Genomic DNA, 20,160 nt, shown 5'->3' with positions numbered 1-20,160 from the left:
TTTAAGACGTTGTGGCTGCCGGTAGGCCATGCAATGTTTCGGCCCTTTGTACTGCCCTGAGAATCGCACGTGCCAGTGTGCTTGAGGCAGTTGCTCCAAGAAGACTCACAAGTTGAGCCATTTGGGTGGGGTCTGGGCGATGCTGTGGTACGGCGAGCGCAAAGATTGTGTCACCATCAAACATGGTATGTGCAGGATGAATGACCTGTGCAAGGCCGTCGTGTGCCATTTGCGCAAGCTTGGTTGCTTCCGCTTTGGTAAGGGCAACGTTCGTTGCGACGACTGCTAATGTGGTGTTGCTGAAAGGATGAGCCTGCTGAAAGCTCAATCCTTCGGGTAAATCTGCGCTCCGGGGCCCGGCGATCAGTTCGCGAGTATCAGGATCAACAACAGAACCAAATGCATTAACAACGGCAAGCGCTCCGACAAGCATTCCTGAAGGCAGTCGGGTACTGGCTGAGCCGAGGCCACCCTTATGCGCTCGTGCCAGCCCGAACATTTTTCCGACGCTGGCTCCTGTGCCTGCTCCGACGTTGCCTTGAGGGATAGGACCTACTGTAGCCTGAAGGCAGGCTCGATATCCGGACTCGGTATCCGGTCGCACGCTGGCTGAACCGAGGGCCAGATCAAAAATTGCTGCTGCCGGAACGATGGGTACCCGGGCTATTCCTGTCTGGAATCCTTGCTGATGCTCTTCCAGATAGCGCATCACGCCCGCTGTCGCCGCCAGGCCGAACGCGCTCCCTCCGGTGAGCAGAACGGCATTGACTTCCGACACCAGGTGTATAGGGTTCAGCAGATCGGTTTCATGTGTGGCCGGAGCACTGCCACGAATATCGACTCCACCTGTTGCCGCCTGATCGCAGAGGACCACAGTACATCCTGTTGCGGCCTCAAGGTTGGTATCATGACCGACACGAATGCCTGGAATGTCGGTAATGTCGTCATGCAGTGGATTTTTAGCTTGCATCATCGACTCCATATATGCTCTCTGCACTGAGTTACCTGTCAGTGGGATCACACGATTTCTTGTGAAGGATCGTTGTATTGGCAGTATATCTTAAAATGAAGGTATTTGCATGTAGTGATTGATCGCTGAGGGCTGGCAAGCACGCACTATTCCCACTCTGGGGATGCAAAAGAAAAGGGAGAAGTCAACCGCTGACTTCTCCCTGCAAACTTCCTAGATGAAAGGTGGTTCCGGCACCGAACGCAGACAGCTTGACGAGGGCGTCCGCTCGGGGTTGCTCATAAACGAGTTCATGATGGTCATCGGGCAGATGTTGGTCATAAAGACGCCGTGCCCGGTTCCCGGGAATACCAGAAATGTGCTCTTTGGCAGGGTACTATGTGCCATCTCACCCTGCGAGGGTGGCGTGATGGGATCATATTCTCCGGCCAGAATCAGAGTGGGGACCTGGCTTTTTACCGGTTGTTTCTGCTCCGAGGGCACTGCTGGCTGATTCCAGACTTTACAGATCTCATAATCATATTTGGTGTTTGGCATGAGCAATGTGTTCAGAGGCGGATGCAGTTTCTGGGTCTCTTCGATCAGCTTCTGTTGCGTGGTATAAGCCATGTCCTCGCCGCACATAATAGAGTAGTACATGCCCTCACTCATATTCTGATTGGCAAAGAGCAGCGTATACATCGAGGTAAACATCAGCGTGTCACCCTGGTCAAGTTGCTCGATGACCTGGGGCAACATAGGAATGAACTGTGTCACATAGAGGGCGCTGAAGAGCCAGTTCACCAGTCCGTTGCCATCAACAAGGAAGGTGCCTTCTTTTGCATCCTTGATCGATTCTGGCTGCTGATTCCAGCGATCGACCAGACTATAAAAGGTGCGTTCCAGCTCCGGATATTTGTGCTGGCAGCTTGTATCTTCTGAACAACCCTTGAAGAAGGTGTCAAAGGCGTGTTGATGCAGGCCCGGCAGATTTTCAAAGAGATTGGTCTGTAAGGGGACGGTCGAATCCAGGGTGACGCTGTGCAGTTCTCCGGGGAAGAGCCGCATCACGGTCAGCGCCAGGCGCGTACCATACGATACACCGTAAAGGTCAACCTGCTTATAGCCGAGGGCCTGAATCAGCGAGTGCACATCAGTGGCGTTATTGATTGTGGTATAGGTTGCCAGATTTACCCCCGATTGAGTGAGGCGATCACGGCATTTCTGGCCTGCCTCAATATAGCGCTTATTGGCTTCGTCCTCGCTCAGTTGCTGATCGCGAGTCTCTTTGTCCAGTTGATCCATTTCCAGGCAGTCAAGCGAGGGCTGAGAATAGCCTGCACCACGCTGGTCAAAGAGTACAAGCTGACGGCCCAGAGTAATGCTATCGAGATTCGTTGAATCGATGTAGCTTCCCAGATCTCCCAGTGCGGTACCGCCCGGGCCTCCGGTTAGATAGAAGAAGGGCGGGCGAGACTTTGCTGCGTCACCGGGTGGGGTGAAGATAGCGACGGCTAGCTTGATCTTCTTCCCATCTGGTTTTGCATAGTCTTCGGGAACGGTTAGATAGCCACATTTCACCTGTGAGCCTTCTTTGATTCCCTTCCCGAGTTCAAAGGGACAGCTTTGTTGTGTGAATGCGCTATTGAGTTGTGGGAGCGCTGTCGCGGTGCCCGGAAGGCCCGGAAACGCTGTTTTAGGCGACGGCTGTAGATAGTACCAGGCAATGTAGCCACCCGAAAGCAGTAGGGCCAGCACCAGAATCAGACTGACAGCGCCAATCACCACACGGCGGCGTCCAGGCGGTGCTGGTGGTGGAAAGATCGGTTGTTGGTACGGCTGTGCATGAGGTGGTGACGCCTGATATGGGCCGGGCTGTGGTGAAGCTGGCTGTTGTGGCGTCTGAAGTGTTGCTGATTCATCGGATGACGTATATTCCATAAAAGGCCCATCATAGATAAGCTGCTCATCCTGACCCGATGTTGTAGGTTGTGATGGCGTTCTATCAGAATTTCCCGGCGTCGGGGATGTGTCCATAAGAGTGAACCGACCTTTCAAATGATAACTGGCGTTCTTTATGACAGATTTTTCAGAGAATGAAGAAACGTAATGCACTTACAATTATTTCCATGTAAGCACATTTATAGCGTATGATGGAGGAAATAGCAAGCGATAGACTGAAATAAGGTTTGTTGGTTGAGACGGTTGCTTCATCAGGAACTGAGGGAGAAAGTTCATTGAGGAGGGGAAGGAAGATAGGAAACAATCGCTCTATTTCTTGACGATGCAGGGTTGAAAGGAGAAGGAAATATGACCCGCACTGATTATTACTATGATCCTGCGGCCCCGGAAGCGCATCGTATTGTGCCTGCCGCTTCGGCGGTCGTGGTAAATGACGAGCAGAAGATCCTGCTTCAGCGGCGCAGAGATAACGGGTACTGGTCATTGCCGGGCGGTATGATGGAAGTGGGAGAGAGTATTGCTGAGACAGTGATTCGCGAGACGCGTGAGGAAACCGGCATAGAGGTTGTCCCGGAATATATTATAGGAGTGTATAGCGATCCCCGCCATATCATCGCGTACTCAGAGCATGATGTGCGGCAACAGTTCTCGATCTGCTTTGCCTGCCGCATGGTTGGCGGAGCGCTCCAGGCAGACGAAGATGAGGCGACGGCTGTTGGTTTTTTTGCCGTGGACGAGCTGGCGCAACTCGCAATACATCCCTCTATTCGTCTGCGTATTCAGCACTATCTTGAGCGGCGTGAGCGTCCTTATTTTTCCTGAGCTTTCATGTTATGAGGAGAAAAGATATGGCGTCAACAATGCAGCGCTTGCCGATTACTGGCTATCAGGGGGAGCCTGTTCCCCATAAGTTCTTCTGTCAGGATCATACAACCGAGCATCTTGCGTTCATCTTTCCGGGACAGGGCTATACTACCGATCACCCGCTGCTCTATTTTTCAACTATGTTGCTGCAACATGCCGGGGCCGATGTACTCTGTGTCGACTATAACAAGCGAGCGAACTTTGAGACGCTGGCTCCTGATGATGTATTACGTTGTATCCGGGAGGATGCGCTTGCTGCCTCTCGCGCCGCATTACAGCAACGTGCATACAAACGGCTGACGCTTATTGGCAAGTCGCTTGGCACGATCGTCATGAGCCAGTTGTTTGCGGATATAACGTTTGAAGGCACGTTACAGGCTATCTGGCTGACTCCGGTGCTGCGAGATCCGATCTTTCGAGCGCTGTTGCATGAAAAAGAGCGCTCTTTATTGGTAATTGGTGACAAAGATCATTATTATGATGCGCGGCTGGTGCAGGAGTTTCAGGCCCAAACAACCGATCAGGTTATGCTGGTTCCGGGAGCGGATCACAGCCTCCAACTGGGAAACGACGCGCCGGGCTCGCTGCGGGTGCTTGCGCAGGTGATGGAGCGAATGGACCAGTTCTTGAAGCGGGCATAACGCAAAGAAAAGGCCCGTCCTCTGCACTCAAGCGATCCAGAACGGGCCTTTTGCTTCAGGTTTTAGAGATTGGAAGAGGTTGCGGCAAGGCGCAGACGCTTGACTGCATCTGCCACGCTTTCCTTTTTATTGTAGACCGCGGAGCCTGCGACCAGCAGGTTCGCCCCGGCATTGACGACCTGAGCAGCCGTCTTGATATTGATGCCGCCGTCGACCTCAATATCAATGTTGGTCAACCCGCGTCTGGTGATCATCTCACGAGCCTGCCTGATCTTGGGGAGCGTCTCCGGCACAAAATCCTGACCGCCGAAGCCTGGACTGATGGTCATGACCAGGATCAGATCAATAAAGGGCAGCATATCTTCCAGCATAAAGACTGGCGTTGACGGGTTCAGAGCCACGCCGGTTTGCTTGCCAGCCTTCTTGATCTGCATCAGGACGCGGTGCAGATGCGGGCAGGTTTCCTGATGCACAATAATCACATCAGCGCCAGCCTCCGCGAACGTCTCGATGTAGTCCTGTGGATTGGTGATCATCAGATGGGCCTCAAGGGGCAGGCTGGTACAGCGGCGCACTGCCTCAACAACCATCGGACCCATCGTGATATTCGGTACAAAGTGGCCGTCCATCACATCGATCTGGATGCGCTGTGCGCCGGCTGCCTCGGCCTCGCGGACCTGCTCGCCCAGACGGGTAAAATCGGCTGAAAGAATAGAAGGAACAATACCGATCATGCTTGTGCAGTTCACTCCTCTTTAGCGTGCTTTTTGTGATAGGTGCGAGGCAGCGCCGGTATCAAACAGCCAGGTTACATCACCGTTGGACGGTTGCACGATCTGGGCCGGGTACTCCTCGGGATTGTATTCACCTTCCAGCACAGCTTGCACAGCCTCGGCCTTGTCCTTTCCTGTAACCAGGAAGAGCACATGTTTTGCGGCATTCAGTACGGGAGGCGTGAAGGTCAGGCGCGGTGGAGGCGGTTTGGGAACCGTAACCGGCATGACCAGCCGAACCTGTTCTTTCAGAGACTCCTGATGCGGGAAGAGAGATGCAGTATGGCCCTCTGGACCCATGCCAAGCAGGATCAGATCAAAGACCGGAGTCCCTTCGGTTTTGAAGACGCGACGCATCTCATCGGTATAAGCCTGAGAGGCAGCGTCGCGGTCAGCCTGTTCCGCTGGAACGCGGTGAATCTGCTGTTCGGTCAAAGGAACCTTGCCGAGCAGCGTATCATATGCCATGCGATAGCAGCTATCGGGGCTATCGGGTGGTACACAGCGCTCGTCGGACCAGAAGACCTCAACCTTTGACCAGTCGATCTGGCTGGTGTAGGGCTCTTCTGCCAGCAGGCTATAGAGCGCTTTCGGGGTATTGCCGCCAGAGAGCGCAATGGTGAAGTACCCATGATCGGCAATAGCCTCATGAGCAGCCTGAATCACGCAGCGAGCTGCGGCCAGACTCAGCGCCTCAAGGTCGGCGTACGTTGAAACATGTATGTTCTGCATAAAAGCAACGCTCCTACGCTATAACTTAGATTTCAGATAGGAGTTGATAGACCTCTTGCAGGGTGTCTTCATAGAGATGATCGCGCCCGATAATCTCTAATTCCTCATGTAAGAGATCGATTGCCGGTTGTGTACCTGGTATTGGAACGGTGCGCGGGGGGCTGGCTCCTTCGGGGAGCGTGACCACGGTCAGCGCATGTTCTCGGTCATCAGTGCGATTGACGGTGAACGTCGCAAGCTTTCCATCTACTGTACTGGATAGGCGGACCAGACAAATAGATCCGGGAGGAAGGCCAGGTTGCACCCGAGGGCGCACAAAAATAGTCCCTTCACCACTGTGGGAGATCACCGGTTCGGGATAAAGCCCTTCAGCAGTCTCTTCGGTCGGGATGAAGTGGAGTGGCCCGGTGCGGTGAAGTGTATGCCAGGTATAAGCACCGGTCTCTGGATCGCGATAATTGTCCGGGTGGCTTGGATCAATGTGCCAGTTCAAACTGGTTTTGAGCCAGGCCGCGAGTAGAAGGGCACGCGTTGCATTGACGGTGGCTCCCGCAATAGGTGACCGGGCGGGTTGAGTATCCTCTGCTGAATCCGTGGGGAGCACGGAATGTTCCACCTCAATGCGGAAGACTCCTTCCAGATAACGCTGATAGGCGGGCACATCAAAGAACTGAGCAACCAGTTGACGCCAATGGGTGATACGGCTCCAATTCAGATCGCTCAACGCGCTATCGCGTAATGCGCGGCTGATCTGGGCAAGCTGCATCAGGCTTGCCTCGGGCTGGAAAAAGCCATGCGAGTCGACAATAACGCGGCTGGACGAATTTGCCAGATGGTGGAAGAGTGGATTGTCAGTCGGGACATCCTGGAGCCACCAGAGATACACGGGTAGGTCAGGTTTGAAGAGTGGCTGTAAAATGGTATCTGCCGCAGAGGCAGCAGAACCGGAGAGCAGGACAGTCACCTGTTCAAAAGTATGGCGCATCATATCGGAGACAATCGGGAAAGAGCGAAGCGTGACCCAGGTCGAGACACCTGGGGGGGCTCCGGGATCGGGATTCAGGATCAGCAGAATGACCCGTCCGATATGAGTACTGCCGAGATTGCGCAGCCCCGCACTAGCATGCTGAGCTGCGGCCAGGTTGGGAGCGCAGATCACAAAATTGAGCACGCTAGTGCGGACACGAATATTCTGACCTATACGGACATTATCGGCTGAGAGATGCCAGAGTTGGGCTAAAGTCTCCTCTACGTCTTCCATACGTACCTGTTTTCCGGCCCACGGAAGGCGCGGCTCAGTGTTTCCGGTAGAAACCTTCGTCATACCCCGTTCCCTTCTCAGATGAACGTCGTTGTTCACGCAGACAGCGTTGTACAAACACCATATATCAGTAAAAGGCTAAGCGGATGTTACGGACGACGCCACCGGAAGCCGTCGCGCCAGATGAATTCATCGGCGGCCTGTGGACCCCAGGTACCGGATTCGTAGGTATGAATGGGAACATCGCCACTTGCCCATTCGTCAAGAATTCCCTGCACAAAGGCCCAGGCGGCCTCAACCTCGTCGCGTCGCGTGAAGAGCGTTGAGTCTCCAAGCATGCTATCGAGAAGCAGGCGCTCATATGCCTCTGGCTGCTGACGAACGAAAGATGAACCATAGAAGAAGTCCATGTTCACCGAGCGAATCTGCATATCAGTTCCCGGAACTTTCGCGCCAAATTTCAGCGAGATGCCCTCATCCGGTTGGATGCGCAGAGTCAGAACGTTGGGCTCAACCTGTGATTGGCTGTCCTGGCGCTTGAAGAGCATCAATGGTGGCTGCTTGAACTGAATTGCGATTTCTGTTACGCGTTTCGGCAAATGTTTTCCGGTGCGTAAGTAGAATGGTACGCCAGCCCAGCGCCAGTTGTCAATGAACAATTTCAGCGCGACATAGGTTTCTGTAGTCGACGTTGGCGAAACGCCCGTCTCTTCGAGGTATCCTTTGACCGGTTGACCACCCACATAGCCCGGTCCATACTGTGCTCGAATGGTGTTGGTAAGCACATCCTGTCCGACGATCGGTTGCAGCGCCTGCAAAACTTTCACTTTCTCGTTTCGCACGGCATTTGCCTCAAATGCAATCGGCGGCTCCATTGCAACCAGCGTGAGCAACTGGAGCATATGGTTCTGAATCATGTCGCGGATCGCACCCGATTCCTCGTAGTAGCCACCCCGGCCCTCGATACCGATATTTTCCGCTGCTGTAATTTGTACGTGGTCAACATAGCGGCGGTTCCACACCGGCTCAAAAATGCCGTTTGCCAGACGGAAGACCTGAATGTTCTGGACGGTCTCTTTTCCAAGATAGTGGTCAATACGATAAATCTGCTCTTCTTTGAAGACTTTCCCGATCTGGCGGTTCAGCTCGCGTGCTGAGGCCAGGTCATGACCGAATGGCTTCTCCACGATGACGCGGGTCCAGCCTTTGCGGTTCCGGTTCAGGCCTGCCGCACCCAGGTTTTGAATGATGGTCGGGTACTGGCTTGGGGGCGTTGACAGGTAGAAAATGCGGTTCCCGCTGGTTCCGCGCTCCTGATCCAGCTTGTTAAGCAGGGCGGCAAGCCGCTCATACCCTTCAGGATCATGGAAATTGGATTGAAGGTAATGGATGCCAGATGCAAAACTCTCCCAGACTTGCTGGTTGACTGGCTTCTGACGTGAAAATTGGTTGACTGAGTCGAGCGCCTGTTTGCGAAATTCCTCATCGCTGTAGGGGCGCCGCGCAAAACCCACAACGGAGAAACCGGCAGGGAGTGGGTGCTCCAGAGCCAGATTATAGAGTGCCGGTAAAAGTTTTCGATGGGTCAAGTCGCCTGTAGCGCCGAAAATGACCATCACGCATGGCTCCGGGCTCTGCTTCATTCGCAGTCCCTCGCGGAAAGGATTTGGCGCCTCGACTACCGCACGTTGAGGCATGTGTAAATCTCCTGATTCTTAAAGATGTATGATTACGTCTCTGTCTGCGTGTTGTATAAATCCACAGTGAACAGCAGGAAGGGGAGGGCTGGCGGGTTGCCAGACCTTCCCCGATATGCCTTTTACTGGCTGTTTATGACTGGATAAATGGTAAAGGAAGTGGCCCCTGTTATTGATTGCTCTTCACCGCGTGACCACCGAAGCCCTTGCGCAGTGCTGCCAGCACTTTCGCGCTGAAGGACTCATCCTGGCGCGAGTGGAAGCGCTCGAACAGCGAGAGCGTGATGACCGGTGCCGGAACGTTGGTGTCAATTGCCTGCTGAATGGTCCAGCGACCCTCACCAGAGTCCTCAACATATCCCTTGATGCTCTCAAGCTGCGGATCCTGCTCAAAGGCACTCTCTGCCAGCTCAAGCAGCCAGGAGCGAACCACACTACCCTGATTCCACAGGTGCGAGATAGCATGCAGGTCAAAGTCATACTGGCTGGCCTTCAGGATTTCAAAACCTTCACCATAGGCCTGCATGATACCATATTCAATGCCATTATGCACCATCTTGACAAAGTGTCCGGCACCGTGGCTGCCGCAGTAGAGGTAGCCATCAGGGGGAGCCAGGGTCTTCAGCAAGGGCTCGATGTACTCGAAGGTCTCTTTCTCGCCACCAACCATCAGACAGTAACCAACCTTCAGGCCCCAGATACCGCCGCTGGTACCGGCATCCATGAAGTGGAAGCCCTTCTCGGTCAGCTCTTTGCCCCGGCGGATCGAGTCTTTGTAGTTGGAGTTTCCGCCGTCAATGATGATATCGCCCTTGTTCAGATAGGGGAGAACTTCCTGAATCATGTCGTCGGTTGCCTGGCCGGCAGGAACCATGACCCACACGACGCGAGGAGATTGTTGCAACTTACCAACCAGCTCCTGAATGCTGTATGCGCCTTCTGCGCCCTCTTTGACAATCTCATCTGTCTTTGCTGCGGTGCGGTTCCATGCTACTACGCGATGGTTGTCGCGAAGCAGGCGGCGAACCATGTTTGCGCCCATGCGGCCAAGTCCAATAAAACCGATTTCCATTTTCTGAATCTCCTTAGTATTTCAATACGCCCCTTTGGGAAATAGCGTATTTTGTTATAAGTGTGATGTTGGCGAAGGCTCTTCGCCCGGGCGAGCATGCTCGCCCTCTCGATCATTACTGGAATGACTGATAAAACAGTGCTGTAAGGATACCCGCTGTCAGAGAAAGGGGGTATCCTTACCTGCGACACACGTCTGTGCTTAGATGGCCTGATCCACGACCTGTAGGCCTTTTGCCAGATCGCCGGAAACATGGATACGGATGTTGCGGCGTTCATGGTTATCCAGGGAATAGAGGTCGCCGAGGGCCTGGGATTCCTTCAGGACAGCGAACGAGTAGATCTCGCCAGGGATCGAGGCATCCTGATGGACATCTCCTGTAATCTGAATAAAGACGCCGTTGTTGGCACCACCTTTGTGAAGCTGGCCGGTCGAATGCAGGAAGCGCGGACCATAGCCAACCGTGGTGGCAACTTTATATGTATCGCGCAGGTGCGTGCGCAGAGCCTGAAGGGCAGCCTCTGTGCTCTCAGTGCGCTCTACATAAGCCATGATAGCGATGTAGTCGCCGGGGCGTACCTGCGCAAGGAAGTTGTGCAGATAGCCTGCGAGATCTTTGCCGCCGTTCTCTTTGCCAACGATCTCAATCTTTGCCGGTTCGTTGGTGACCACAACTGGAGTCGGCTCAGGCAGGCGATGTTCCTGCTGATACTGGGTCAGGATGCGCTTGGTGTTGTCCTTGCTCTCCTGAACGTTTGGCTCGTCCAGCGGGTTGATGTCCAGGAAGAAGCCAGAAACGACTGTTGCGTACTCCCAACGGAAGAACTCAGCGCCGATCTGATAGAGATCGCCGATTTCAAAGCGCACAACAGGCTGGCCCGCGTCGACGAGCGCCTGTACGCCTTTATCAAGCTCGCTATTGTCGCCTCCATCGACGCGCAGATAGGCAAAGATGCGGTCATTGCCATAGACGTCGGGGGTGCCAAGCTGTTCGCCTTCAACCGGGAGCAGTCCACGGCCTTCTTTACCGGTGCTCTCCGCAATCAACTGCTCAACCCAGTAGCCGAAGCTGCGTAACTCGGGCGAGATGATGAAGGTCACTTTGTCGCGCTGCTGCTTGTAGAGTGCGCCCATGATCCCGCCAAGCCAGAGACCAGGGTTTTCCTGCGCGCTGCTCTTCTGACTGGCGTTCATTGCTTTCTCGCCCCACTCCAGCAGGCGCGGAATGTTCAGACCGATCAGTGCGCCTGGCACCAGACCGAAGAACGAGAGTGCTGAATAGCGGCCACCGATGTCGGGTGGATTCAGGAAGACATGGCGGAAGTTCTGTTCACGTCCCAGTGTCTCAAGCGAGGTGCCGGGATCGGTGATTGCGATGAAGTGCTTACCGGCCTCATCCGCACCGACTTCCTTGCTGACTCGATCGAAGAAGTACTTGTAGTGAGACATCGTTTCGATCGTACCGCCAGACTTGGAAGCAACAATGAACAGCGAAGTACGAAGATCAATCTTCTGTTCGACGGTGTGCACGGTGTCCGGGTCGGTAGTATCCAGCACGTAGAGCTCAAGATAGCCAGGAACCACGCCAAAGGTGGTGCGCAGAACCTCAGGGCAGAGGCTGCTGCCGCCCATACCGAGTAGAATGGCGCTCTTGTAGCCATCTTTGCGCACGGCGTCAACCAATGTGGCGATCTCGTCGTACTTCTCTCGCATGGTATTGACGACGGTCAGCCAGCCGAGACGATTCCGGATCTTTTCCTGAATAGCCGGATCGGATTTCCAGAGCGATGCATCAATCTGCGAGATGCGAGCTGCTACCTGCTGTTCGTCCAGTACACGCCACCCTTCAGCGACTGAGCGCTGAAGGTCTGCTGGCGCTTGAAATTGTCCTACTTGCAGTGCTGTGCTCATTAGTCTGCAACCTGCCCTTCTTTGATGGCCTTTTTCTTGCTCTCGATACCGTTGAAGAGCTGATGGAAGGAGTCAACAAACTTCTCAACACCTTCGTCCTGCAACTGCCTGGCGATCTGGTCATAGGAAATGCCGACCTGCTCAAGCGTGTCGAGGGTTTTCTTCGCGCTATCAAGATCGTCTTCGATGCTGTGGCGAACCACGCCATGATCGCGGAACTTGACGATTGTCTCAAGCGGCATAGTATCGACGGTGTCGGGGCCGATCAGTTCTTCGGCATAGAGCACGTCGCGGTAGGCCGGGTTCTTGGTGCTGGTGCTGGCCCAGAGCGGACGCTGAACATGCGCACCGGCATGCTTCAAGGACTCGAAGCGCGGGGTGCTGAAGAGCTTCTTGAACTCCTGATAGACAATGCGGGCGTTGGCGATTGCCGCTTTTCCTTGCAGGGACTTCAGCTTCTCCTGCTCATCTGGGTCGTTGCTGGCCTTGATCTTCTCATCGAGCAGCTTATCAACCAGGGTGTCGACGCGACTGACGAAGAAGCTGGCGACAGATGCGATGTGATCGATCTCAAGCCCTTCGCCGTTGCGATCCTCAAGAGCGCGGATGTAGGCATCAACAACCTCGCGATAGGACTGAATGGAGAAGATCAGCGTGATGTTGACGTTAATCCCCTTGCGCAGTGTCTCGTAGATGGCTGGAATACCTGCCGGGGTGGCCGGAATCTTGATCATCAGGTTCGGGCGATTAACCATCTTCCAGAAGCGCTCTGCCTCACTGATTGTGCCCTGCGTGTCGTTTGCCAGCTCAGGCGAGACTTCCAGGCTGACATAACCATCCTGACCGTTGGTCCGATCATAGATCGGGCGCAGCATGTCCGCGACGGTCTGAATATCTTTAATGACCAGAGCCTCGTAGATCTCGCTCGTGCTCTTGCCTGCTCGGAGGAGTTCCTGCATCTGCTCGTCATAGGCATGGCCAGCGCTGATCGATTTCTCAAAGATGGTCGGGTTTGCAGTCACACCTACAATGCCATCGTTATCGAGCATTTTCTTAAACTCGCCAGAGTTGAGCTGAGCGCGGTCAATATTATCATACCAGACGCTCTGGCCCTGCTCCTGGAGCTTGAGCAATGGGTTCGTCATAATCTATCATCTACCTTTCTCTATAACACAATCGGATTGTTTCTACAGAAGTCGGGCCGATGAGCGGTCGTTTCTGCTGGTGACCGCCCATGGCCGAAAAACGCTCTGGCTTTACGATTAGGCCAGCAGCTCTTTTGCTTTGGCTACCACGTTGTCAACAGTGAAGCCGAAATGCTGGAAGAGCAGTTTTGCAGGTGCCGAAGCGCCGAATTGATCGATAGTGACGGTTGCACCATCGAGGCCAACGTAGCGAGCCCAGCCAAAGGATGAAGCGGCCTCAATCGCGAGACGGGCTCTGACGTTCTTTGGCAAGACGGATTCTTTGTATGCTGCGTCCTGTTTCTCAAAGAGCTCCCAGCTTGGCATACTGACGACGCGGACGGCTACGCCTTCCTGCTGGAGTTTGCGTGCGGCATCGACTGCAAGAGAGACCTCTGAACCGGTCGCCATCAGGATCAGATCCGGTGTTTTCTCACTATCGAGTAACACGTATGCGCCTCGGGTAAGGTTTTTGGCTGATGCCAGCTCGTTGCGATCAAGGGTCGGCAGGTTCTGGCGCGTGAGTGCGAGGGCAACCGGGCCATCGATGCTGATGGCGGCGCGCCAGGCCTCAACTGTCTCGTTAGCATCTGCCGGACGGATCACGGTCAGGCCGGGAATCGAGCGCAGTGAAGCAAGCTGCTCAATTGGCTCGTGGGTCGGGCCATCTTCACCAACGCCGATGCTGTCGTGTGTAAAGACAAAGATGGATTTGAGACCCATAAGTGCCGAAAGGCGAATGGAGGCCTTCATATAATCGGAGAAGATCAGGAAGGTCGCGCCAAACGGGATCAGGCCGCCGTAGAGGGCCATACCGTTGACAATTGCGCCCATCGCGTGCTCACGGACACCATAGTGCATGTTGCGTCCATTGGTTTCAGGGCCGAAGTCGCCGAGACCCTTCATGTCGGTGTTGTTGGATGGGGCCAGGTCGGCGGATCCACCGATCAGGTTAGGGAGCTTGGGCGCGATCGCGTTCAGAGCTTTACCGGAAGCAACGCGGCTTGCCAGCGCCTCACCTGCCGGGAACTCGGGGAGCTCGCTATCCCATCCGTGCGGCAGCTTGCCTGCCTGTTCCTGCTGCCACTGCTCGGCCAGCTCAGGATAGGCGGCTGCGTAGGCGTTGAACTGTTCCTGCCACGCCTTTTCCTGCTCTGCGCCACGCTCAACGCACTGGCGGAAGTAGTTGAGAGCCTCTTCTGGAACAAAGAACGGCTCTTCAGATGGCCAGTTCAGGTTGCGCTTTGTCAGAACGACCTCTTCTGCACCAAGCGGAGCACCGTGGGCCTTGTGATGTCCTTGCAGGTTCGGGCTACCGTATGCGATCTTCGTGCGCACGACGATGAGGGACGGGCGCTCTTTCTCGGCCTGGGCTGCCTGAATGGCCTTGTCAAGCGCTGCCAGGTCGTTGATATCCTCAACGCGCTGGACGTGCCAGTGATAGGCCTCGAAGCGAGCAGCAACATCCTCGGTGAAAGCGATTGCTGTATCACCCTCAATGGTAATGTTGTTGTCGTCGTAGAAGTAAATCAGGTTTCCAAGCTTGAGTGTTCCTGCCAGCGATGCGGCCTCAGAGGCGATACCTTCCATCAGGTCGCCATCGCTACAAATGCCATAGATGTAGTGGTCGAGGATCTGATGCTCCGGCTTGTTGTAGCGGCTTGCCTGGAAGCGAGCAGCAATCGCCATACCAACGCCGTTGGCAACGCCCTGGCCAAGCGGGCCGGTGGTTGTCTCGACGCCTGCGGTATGTCCATACTCCGGATGGCCCGGGGTCTTGCTTCCCCACTGGCGGAAATTCTTGATGTCCTCAAGGCTCAGATCATAGCCGGTCAGATAGAGCATGCTATACAACAGGATTGAAGCATGTCCACAGGAGAGAATAAAGCGGTCACGGTTCACCCATTTCGGGTTGCGCGGGTTATGCCGCATGTATTTGGTCCAGAGGAGATATGTCAGCGGGGCGAGGGCCATTGCGGTTCCCGGGTGACCAGAATTGGCCTGCTGGACTCCATCCATAGACAGCGTGCGGATAGCATTTATGCAGAGATCTTCAAGAGAGCTTTGCGAATGTGTCGGTTTCTCTTGTTGAATTGTCATGAGAGTTGTGAATCCTCCAACGAAATCGGATGATTTATTGTATATCTTACACTATCGTCACCCTAATGATATCACATATGGCAACTCTTATGTTGTGGTCGGGTACTTCCTTCTGAAAAAGTCGCCGATCTTTTGGGCTCTATTTTTCCATACGGGCAGCATTATCCCGCCTGGATGATACAGCGTATGCCGCCCTTCGTCATCTGGTTTTGGCGCCCCGGAAGCCAGTTTGTGATGCGTTTGTGAGAGGTGTAGCGGCTTGTCTTCAAAGGATTGAAAAAAGGGACTCGATAATTGTGGTAATCGAGTCCCCGAAATGCTCCTATGCATGTTCTTTATTGGCTTTTTGTTGAAGCTCATAAAGCTTACTGATCGCTTCAATGGGTGTCAGTTCATCGATTGCAAGATTTTTGAGTTCTTCAACGACCGGATGGGTTTCGGGCGCAAAGAGCGTCATCTGCCACGCCTGGGGCATGGTGAGATCGCGCATGGCCTTGCGACGGCTTTTGGCGTCCCCTTTTTGCTCAAGCTCTGCCAGGATCTCTTCTGCCCGGTGGATCACGGGGCGGGGGAGGCCCGCTAGCTGAGCGACATGGATGCCATAGCTGCGGTCGGCGCCTCCGGGTACGATCTTGCGCAGAAAGATGACTTTGCCCTCTTCTTCGGCCACTGCGACATTGAGACAGCGAACCCGTGGCAGAATGCGTGAGACCTCCACAAGCTCATGATAGTGCGTTGCGAAGAGGGTGCGAGCGCCGCTTCGCCTGTTGTTATGCAGATATTCAACGACGGCCCGTGCAATCGCCAGTCCGTCATACGTACTGGTGCCGCGCCCGATCTCGTCCAGAATAATCAGGCTGCGCTGTGTGGCATGGTGCAATATATTGGCGGTTTCCACCATCTCAACCATAAAGGTGCTCTGGCCGGTTGCCAGATCGTCCTGGGCACCAATACGAGTAAAGATGCGATCAACAATGCCGATACGGGCCGATTCTGCGGGCACAAAGCTGCCAATCTGGGCCAGCAGGGTAATCAATGCGACCTGGCGCAGATAGGTCGATTTACCGGCCATATTGGGGCCTGTAATAATGGCTATCTGGCCCTCACTGATCGAGAGATCGGTATCATTGGGAATAAACGCTGTATCCGATTGTGTCTGTTCCACTACCGGGTGACGACCAGCGACGATATGAATGGTATCGCTCTCGTCGATAATCGGGCGACAATAGTTATTTTTCGCAGCGATCTCGGCCAGACTCAAATAGACATCAAGTTCTGCGACGGCGTGCGCGGTGTCTAGAATGCGCTCGGAGGCGTGAACCGCGATATCTGAACGCAGTTGCACGAAGAACTCATTCTCCATTCTGTTGATGCGTTCCTGCGCGTTCAGGATCAGCGCCTCCTGCTCTTTGAGCTCTGACGTGATATAACGCTCGCAGTTGGTCAGGGTCTGGCGGCGCTGGTAGTCGGCCGGGACACGGTCAAGGTTCGACTTGGTGACCTCGATAAAGTAGCCATACGCTTTGTTGAAACCAACCTTGAGGTTGGTAATACCGGTGCGCTTTCGTTCGCGCTGTTCTAACTCGGAGAGCCAGCGGCGGCCGTTGACCGAGGCGTCGCGTAGCTTGTCCAGTTCGGGACTGAAGCCAGCGCGGATAATACCGCCCTCGGTAATGCTGACCGGCGGATCTTCGACGATGGCGTGTTCGATCAGCTCGATGATGTCTCCGTTGTCAGAGAGCCGCTGCATGATCCCTTGCAGTGCGGCAACCGTTGCGCTGCTGCTTTCGGCCAGACAGTGGCGCACCTCGGAGGCGGCGCGGAGTCCATTTGCCAGCGCTACCAGATCCCGGGGCGAGGCAATACGTTGACGGACCCGGTTAATCAGGCGCTCGAGGTCGCCCGCTTTCTTCAGCGCTTCACCGAGCTGTGCCTGAAGCAGGGTATCCTGTAAGAGAACCTGTACCGTTTCCTGGCGCGTCTGAATTTCCTGAATATTCAGCAGCGGTTGACCGAGCCAGCGGCGCAACAGACGTCCTCCCATCGGGGTACGTGTTTTATCCAATACCCAGAGCAGCGAGCCTTTCGTTGTGCCACTGCGTCCCGTCTCGAAGAGTTCCAGATTGCGCCGGGTGTAGGGATCAAGCGTCATAAAGCTACTGGTAGAGTAGGTTTCCAGCGAGGTCAGTTGTTGGAGTAGCCCCTTTTGCGTTTCCTGTACATAAGCCAGAACGGCTCCGGCAGCGCGAATGGCCAGGGGCAGTTGATCGCAGCCGAAGCCCTCAAGTGAACTGACATCAAACTGTTTGAGCAGGCGATGGCGCGCATCGTCTTCGGCAAAATATCGGGAGTCGTAGGGCGTGATATGCCCGGCTAGCCCGTTTAGCAGCTTGACCAGTGGAGCGTAATCGTCCTCGTCGTCGTCCTCATCCAGTTCTGGTATAGTGGCGTTAGGATCGCCATTACTGCCGAGCTTGGTGACCTGTTTCTCGCTCAGAACGGTTGCCAGCCAGCGCTTCTTGCGGCTTCCCAGGCGGCTATAGTTGGCCTCAACCAGCACTTCCGCCGGTCCAACACGTGAGATTTCCTGTTGAATGGCAAGCTCTGGTTCAGGTGTGTTAAACTGTGTCACGGCGAACTCACCGGTCGTGATATCAATATATGCAATCCCAACGGCGTTACGTCCAAGCACAACCGCTGCAAGGAAATTGTTCCGTTTCGCGGCCAGCATTGTTGGGTCAATGACTGTTCCCGGTGTGACAACGCGGACAACCTCGCGATCGACCAGGCCACGCGAAAGAGCGGGGTCACTGGTCTGCTCGCAGACTGCAACGCGGTAGCCTTTACCGACCAGACGCGCGATATAGCCGTCGGCGGCATGATGGGGGACGCCGGCCATTGGCGACTTTTGTCCCCGACCAAAATCACGACGGGTGAGCGCTATTTCCAGTTCGCGGGCGACGATCTCCGCATCATCGTCGAACATTTCATAGAAGTCTCCCATGCGAAAAAAAAGGATCGCATCGGGATGCTGACTTTTGATCTTCAGATATTGAGCGCGAACCGGGCTATGATTGGGTGTATCGTTTGCAAACTCTCCGAATAAGACCATAGAACCTCCTCCAGGCACAGATTGTAGTATAGAGGTTCTTCCTCCGAGAGTCAATTTGCGTAGGCCTGGTTAAGAGAATGAGGCTGCAATGCGTAGCAATAGATCAAATAGTCTATACAGGTTTATGGTGGGAGATAGATACATTATAATATGTGATATTAATGGCGCAAGGAGGTTGAAATGATCTACCTCATGCTGGTAATTCTGGGCTTAATCGGCGCATTGGTTGCCATGTTCAGTGTCCAGAATCTTGATCAGGTTACCCTGAGTTTTTTTAGTCTTCAGCTCTCTTTGCCGGTGGGGATCATCTTTATCGCTACCTTTCTTATCGGGGCTATCCTGCTCTATCTGGTTGATGTCGCTGCTGGCAAGCGGGACAAGCGCGAAATCGCACGCCTGCAAAAAGAGAATGAGCGCTTGCAGAAACGTGTTTCAGAGATGGAGAAGCAGCTAGCTGCGACGCAACTGGCGCAGCAGATGATGCAGCCGCAAGCCCCGCTCTCACAGCAACAGGGAACCATACCGGGACAGGCCCAGAGACAGCCAATGACATCGATGCCTCGTTTGATTAAGCCGATGAAAAACTGAAATGTGGGTAGGAGGCTCTATCTACGCCAGAGTTGCCCCAGGAAGCGTTTGAAGATATTCTGGTGTTCTATGTCGTGAGAATCTTCCTGGGTCTTCCTGTCTGGCTTCTCCTGTTGGCTACTCTCGTTGATGGTAGTCTCCTGTGTCGTCTTCTCTTTCTCATGGGGCTCATCTGCTGGTTTCTTTTGTGTCGTCCCTTCTTGCTCACGGGGCTCATCCGTCTCCTCTGTGGGCTGTTGCTCGGGCAGCGGTGTTTCTGGAACATTCGCCGAAATGGTGACTCTTCCCTCTTCTGGCAGGCGCACACTGCTGATCTTCTCTGTAATGGGCTGCTTGCGCTTCTGTGTGCTCTCTTCCGGCTCTGCGACAAGGGTCGGTGTTTCGCCCTGTGAGTTGGTCTGAACAACAGGAACGAGCTCTTCTTTTTCTGCTGTCTCGGGTGTCTCTTGAGGCTCGGTGATTGGACCGTCGATAGCGGGTTGTTCCTCAGCAGGCTGCTCAGACACGTTGTGGATGCCTGCCTGCGTGGACTGTTGATCTTCGGCTTGCTCAGCAGACAGCGTGCTCTTGGGAGATGGTGGTTGTTCCTCTTTGGCTTCCTCGGGTACATCACCAATGCCTGCCTGTATGGGCTGCTCTTCAGCGACCTGCTCTGGTACATGATGAAGGGCCTCAAGGGATGGTAGTTGTTTCTCTTCGGCCCGCGCGGCCTCATTGTAAACAACCCCAATGGTGGGCTGCTCTTCAACGACCTGCTCGGGCTGTGAGGGTTTCTCTGTGTGAGTTGGCAATTCTCCCTCATCGTCGTTGGTGAGCTTTTGCAGCAGCATCTCTTCGGTAATAGCGCTTTCCTCTTCGGCGGCTTCTGGCGGGCGCTGACCTTCCTGAATCGAGTCAAGCCAGTTGTATGCGCCATCAAGGGCATTCTCGCACCACGTCGTATAGTCACCTTGAATGAGGTCGAGCGACTCACACCGTTCAAGCAACTGCATAGTGTGATCAAGCCAGATATCGCCACGTGAAAGCATGCGGTCAAGCAGGTCGAGATCATGCACGCCACTGGCTTGAAGGCGTGCCAGCGCGGCGAGCGCGATTGGTGATGGCTGAACTCTCTGCGTCTGTTCTTCGTTGGTTTTCAGTTCGTTATTGAGCGCGGTCAACTCTGTTTGCAGGGCGATAATTTGCTGCTGGATTTTCCAGAGCTTGTACCCCTGGTAGAACTGCTCGACATCATGTTCACCCAAGCGAGCATAGAGCGCCTCAATGTGAGCGGGAAAATAATGTACGGTTGTTTGCTTCTCTACCGGGCGCATC

General features: G+C 54.4%; 15 protein-coding genes. 3 read left to right on the top strand and 12 right to left on the bottom strand.

Features of this window, described 5'->3' with window-relative positions; translation table 11 throughout:
• Position 1: 1 nt before the first annotated feature.
• A complete protein-coding gene (locus KTH_RS18145) occupies positions 2-973 on the bottom strand; it encodes a P1 family peptidase (RefSeq protein ID WP_497620344.1) in 972 nt (323 codons plus the stop codon).
• Positions 974-1,183: 210 nt separating this feature from the next.
• On the bottom strand, positions 1,184-2,986 hold the full coding sequence (locus KTH_RS18140; RefSeq protein WP_497620342.1) for an alpha/beta fold hydrolase: 1,803 nt from the start codon (positions 2,984-2,986) through the stop codon (positions 1,184-1,186).
• A gap of 273 nt (positions 2,987-3,259) precedes the next feature.
• Between KTH_RS18140 and KTH_RS18135 the strand changes: the two genes are divergently transcribed.
• Together KTH_RS18135 and KTH_RS18130 are read left to right on the top strand one after the other, a co-directional pair.
• Entirely contained in the window at positions 3,260-3,733 is a 474-nt protein-coding gene (locus KTH_RS18135) for an NUDIX domain-containing protein (protein WP_111318678.1), read from the top strand.
• Between the two features lie 26 nt (positions 3,734-3,759).
• Complete coding sequence (locus KTH_RS18130; RefSeq protein WP_111318676.1) at positions 3,760-4,416, top strand: alpha/beta family hydrolase; 657 nt, start codon at positions 3,760-3,762, stop codon at positions 4,414-4,416.
• Between the two features lie 62 nt (positions 4,417-4,478).
• On the opposite strand, the gene rpe is transcribed toward KTH_RS18130, so the two are convergent.
• From rpe to mutS, 9 genes are all read right to left on the bottom strand, one after another.
• Positions 4,479-5,150, bottom strand: coding sequence for a ribulose-phosphate 3-epimerase (gene rpe / locus KTH_RS18125; RefSeq protein WP_497620339.1), 672 nt, complete (start codon positions 5,148-5,150; stop codon positions 4,479-4,481).
• Positions 5,151-5,171: 21 nt separating this feature from the next.
• On the bottom strand, positions 5,172-5,921 hold the full coding sequence (pgl, locus tag KTH_RS18120) for a 6-phosphogluconolactonase (protein WP_111318672.1): 750 nt from the start codon (positions 5,919-5,921) through the stop codon (positions 5,172-5,174).
• 25 nt (positions 5,922-5,946) lie between these two features.
• The gene (locus KTH_RS18115) at positions 5,947-7,245 is read right to left on the bottom strand and encodes a glucose-6-phosphate dehydrogenase assembly protein OpcA (RefSeq protein ID WP_497620337.1); all 1,299 of its coding nucleotides are present in this window, start codon (positions 7,243-7,245) and stop codon (positions 5,947-5,949) included.
• Positions 7,246-7,331: 86 nt separating this feature from the next.
• A complete protein-coding gene (zwf, locus tag KTH_RS18110) occupies positions 7,332-8,879 on the bottom strand; it encodes a glucose-6-phosphate dehydrogenase (protein WP_111318668.1) in 1,548 nt (515 codons plus the stop codon).
• Between the two features lie 169 nt (positions 8,880-9,048).
• Positions 9,049-9,960, bottom strand: a complete 912-nt coding sequence (gene gnd, locus KTH_RS18105; RefSeq protein WP_281278996.1) for a phosphogluconate dehydrogenase (NAD(+)-dependent, decarboxylating) — start codon at positions 9,958-9,960, stop codon at positions 9,049-9,051.
• Positions 9,961-10,152: 192 nt separating this feature from the next.
• Positions 10,153-11,862, bottom strand: a complete 1,710-nt coding sequence (locus KTH_RS18100) for a phosphoglucose isomerase-related protein (protein ID WP_111318664.1) — start codon at positions 11,860-11,862, stop codon at positions 10,153-10,155.
• Positions 11,862-13,007, bottom strand: coding sequence for a transaldolase (tal, locus tag KTH_RS18095; protein ID WP_111318662.1), 1,146 nt, complete (start codon positions 13,005-13,007; stop codon positions 11,862-11,864). Before tal ends, KTH_RS18100 begins: the two co-directional genes overlap by 1 nt.
• A 117-nt stretch (positions 13,008-13,124) precedes the next feature.
• Entirely contained in the window at positions 13,125-15,146 is a 2,022-nt protein-coding gene (gene tkt, locus KTH_RS18090) for a transketolase (RefSeq protein WP_111318660.1), read from the bottom strand.
• Positions 15,147-15,468: 322 nt separating this feature from the next.
• Positions 15,469-18,258, bottom strand: coding sequence for a DNA mismatch repair protein MutS (mutS, locus tag KTH_RS18085; RefSeq protein ID WP_111318658.1), 2,790 nt, complete (start codon positions 18,256-18,258; stop codon positions 15,469-15,471).
• 180 nt (positions 18,259-18,438) lie between these two features.
• On the opposite strand from mutS, the gene KTH_RS18080 reads away from it, so the two are divergent.
• Positions 18,439-18,846 (top strand): LapA family protein, encoded by a 408-nt coding sequence (locus KTH_RS18080; protein ID WP_111318656.1) that lies wholly within the window; start codon positions 18,439-18,441, stop codon positions 18,844-18,846.
• A gap of 17 nt (positions 18,847-18,863) precedes the next feature.
• On the opposite strand, the gene KTH_RS18075 is transcribed toward KTH_RS18080, so the two are convergent.
• A complete protein-coding gene (locus KTH_RS18075) occupies positions 18,864-20,159 on the bottom strand; it encodes a hypothetical protein (RefSeq protein ID WP_111318654.1) in 1,296 nt (431 codons plus the stop codon).
• Position 20,160: the final 1 nt, after the last annotated feature.

This window comes from Thermosporothrix sp. COM3 (genome assembly GCF_059696735.1).
Note: the sequence above shows the minus strand (reverse complement) of the source record. Positions and strands in the feature narration are given on the sequence as shown.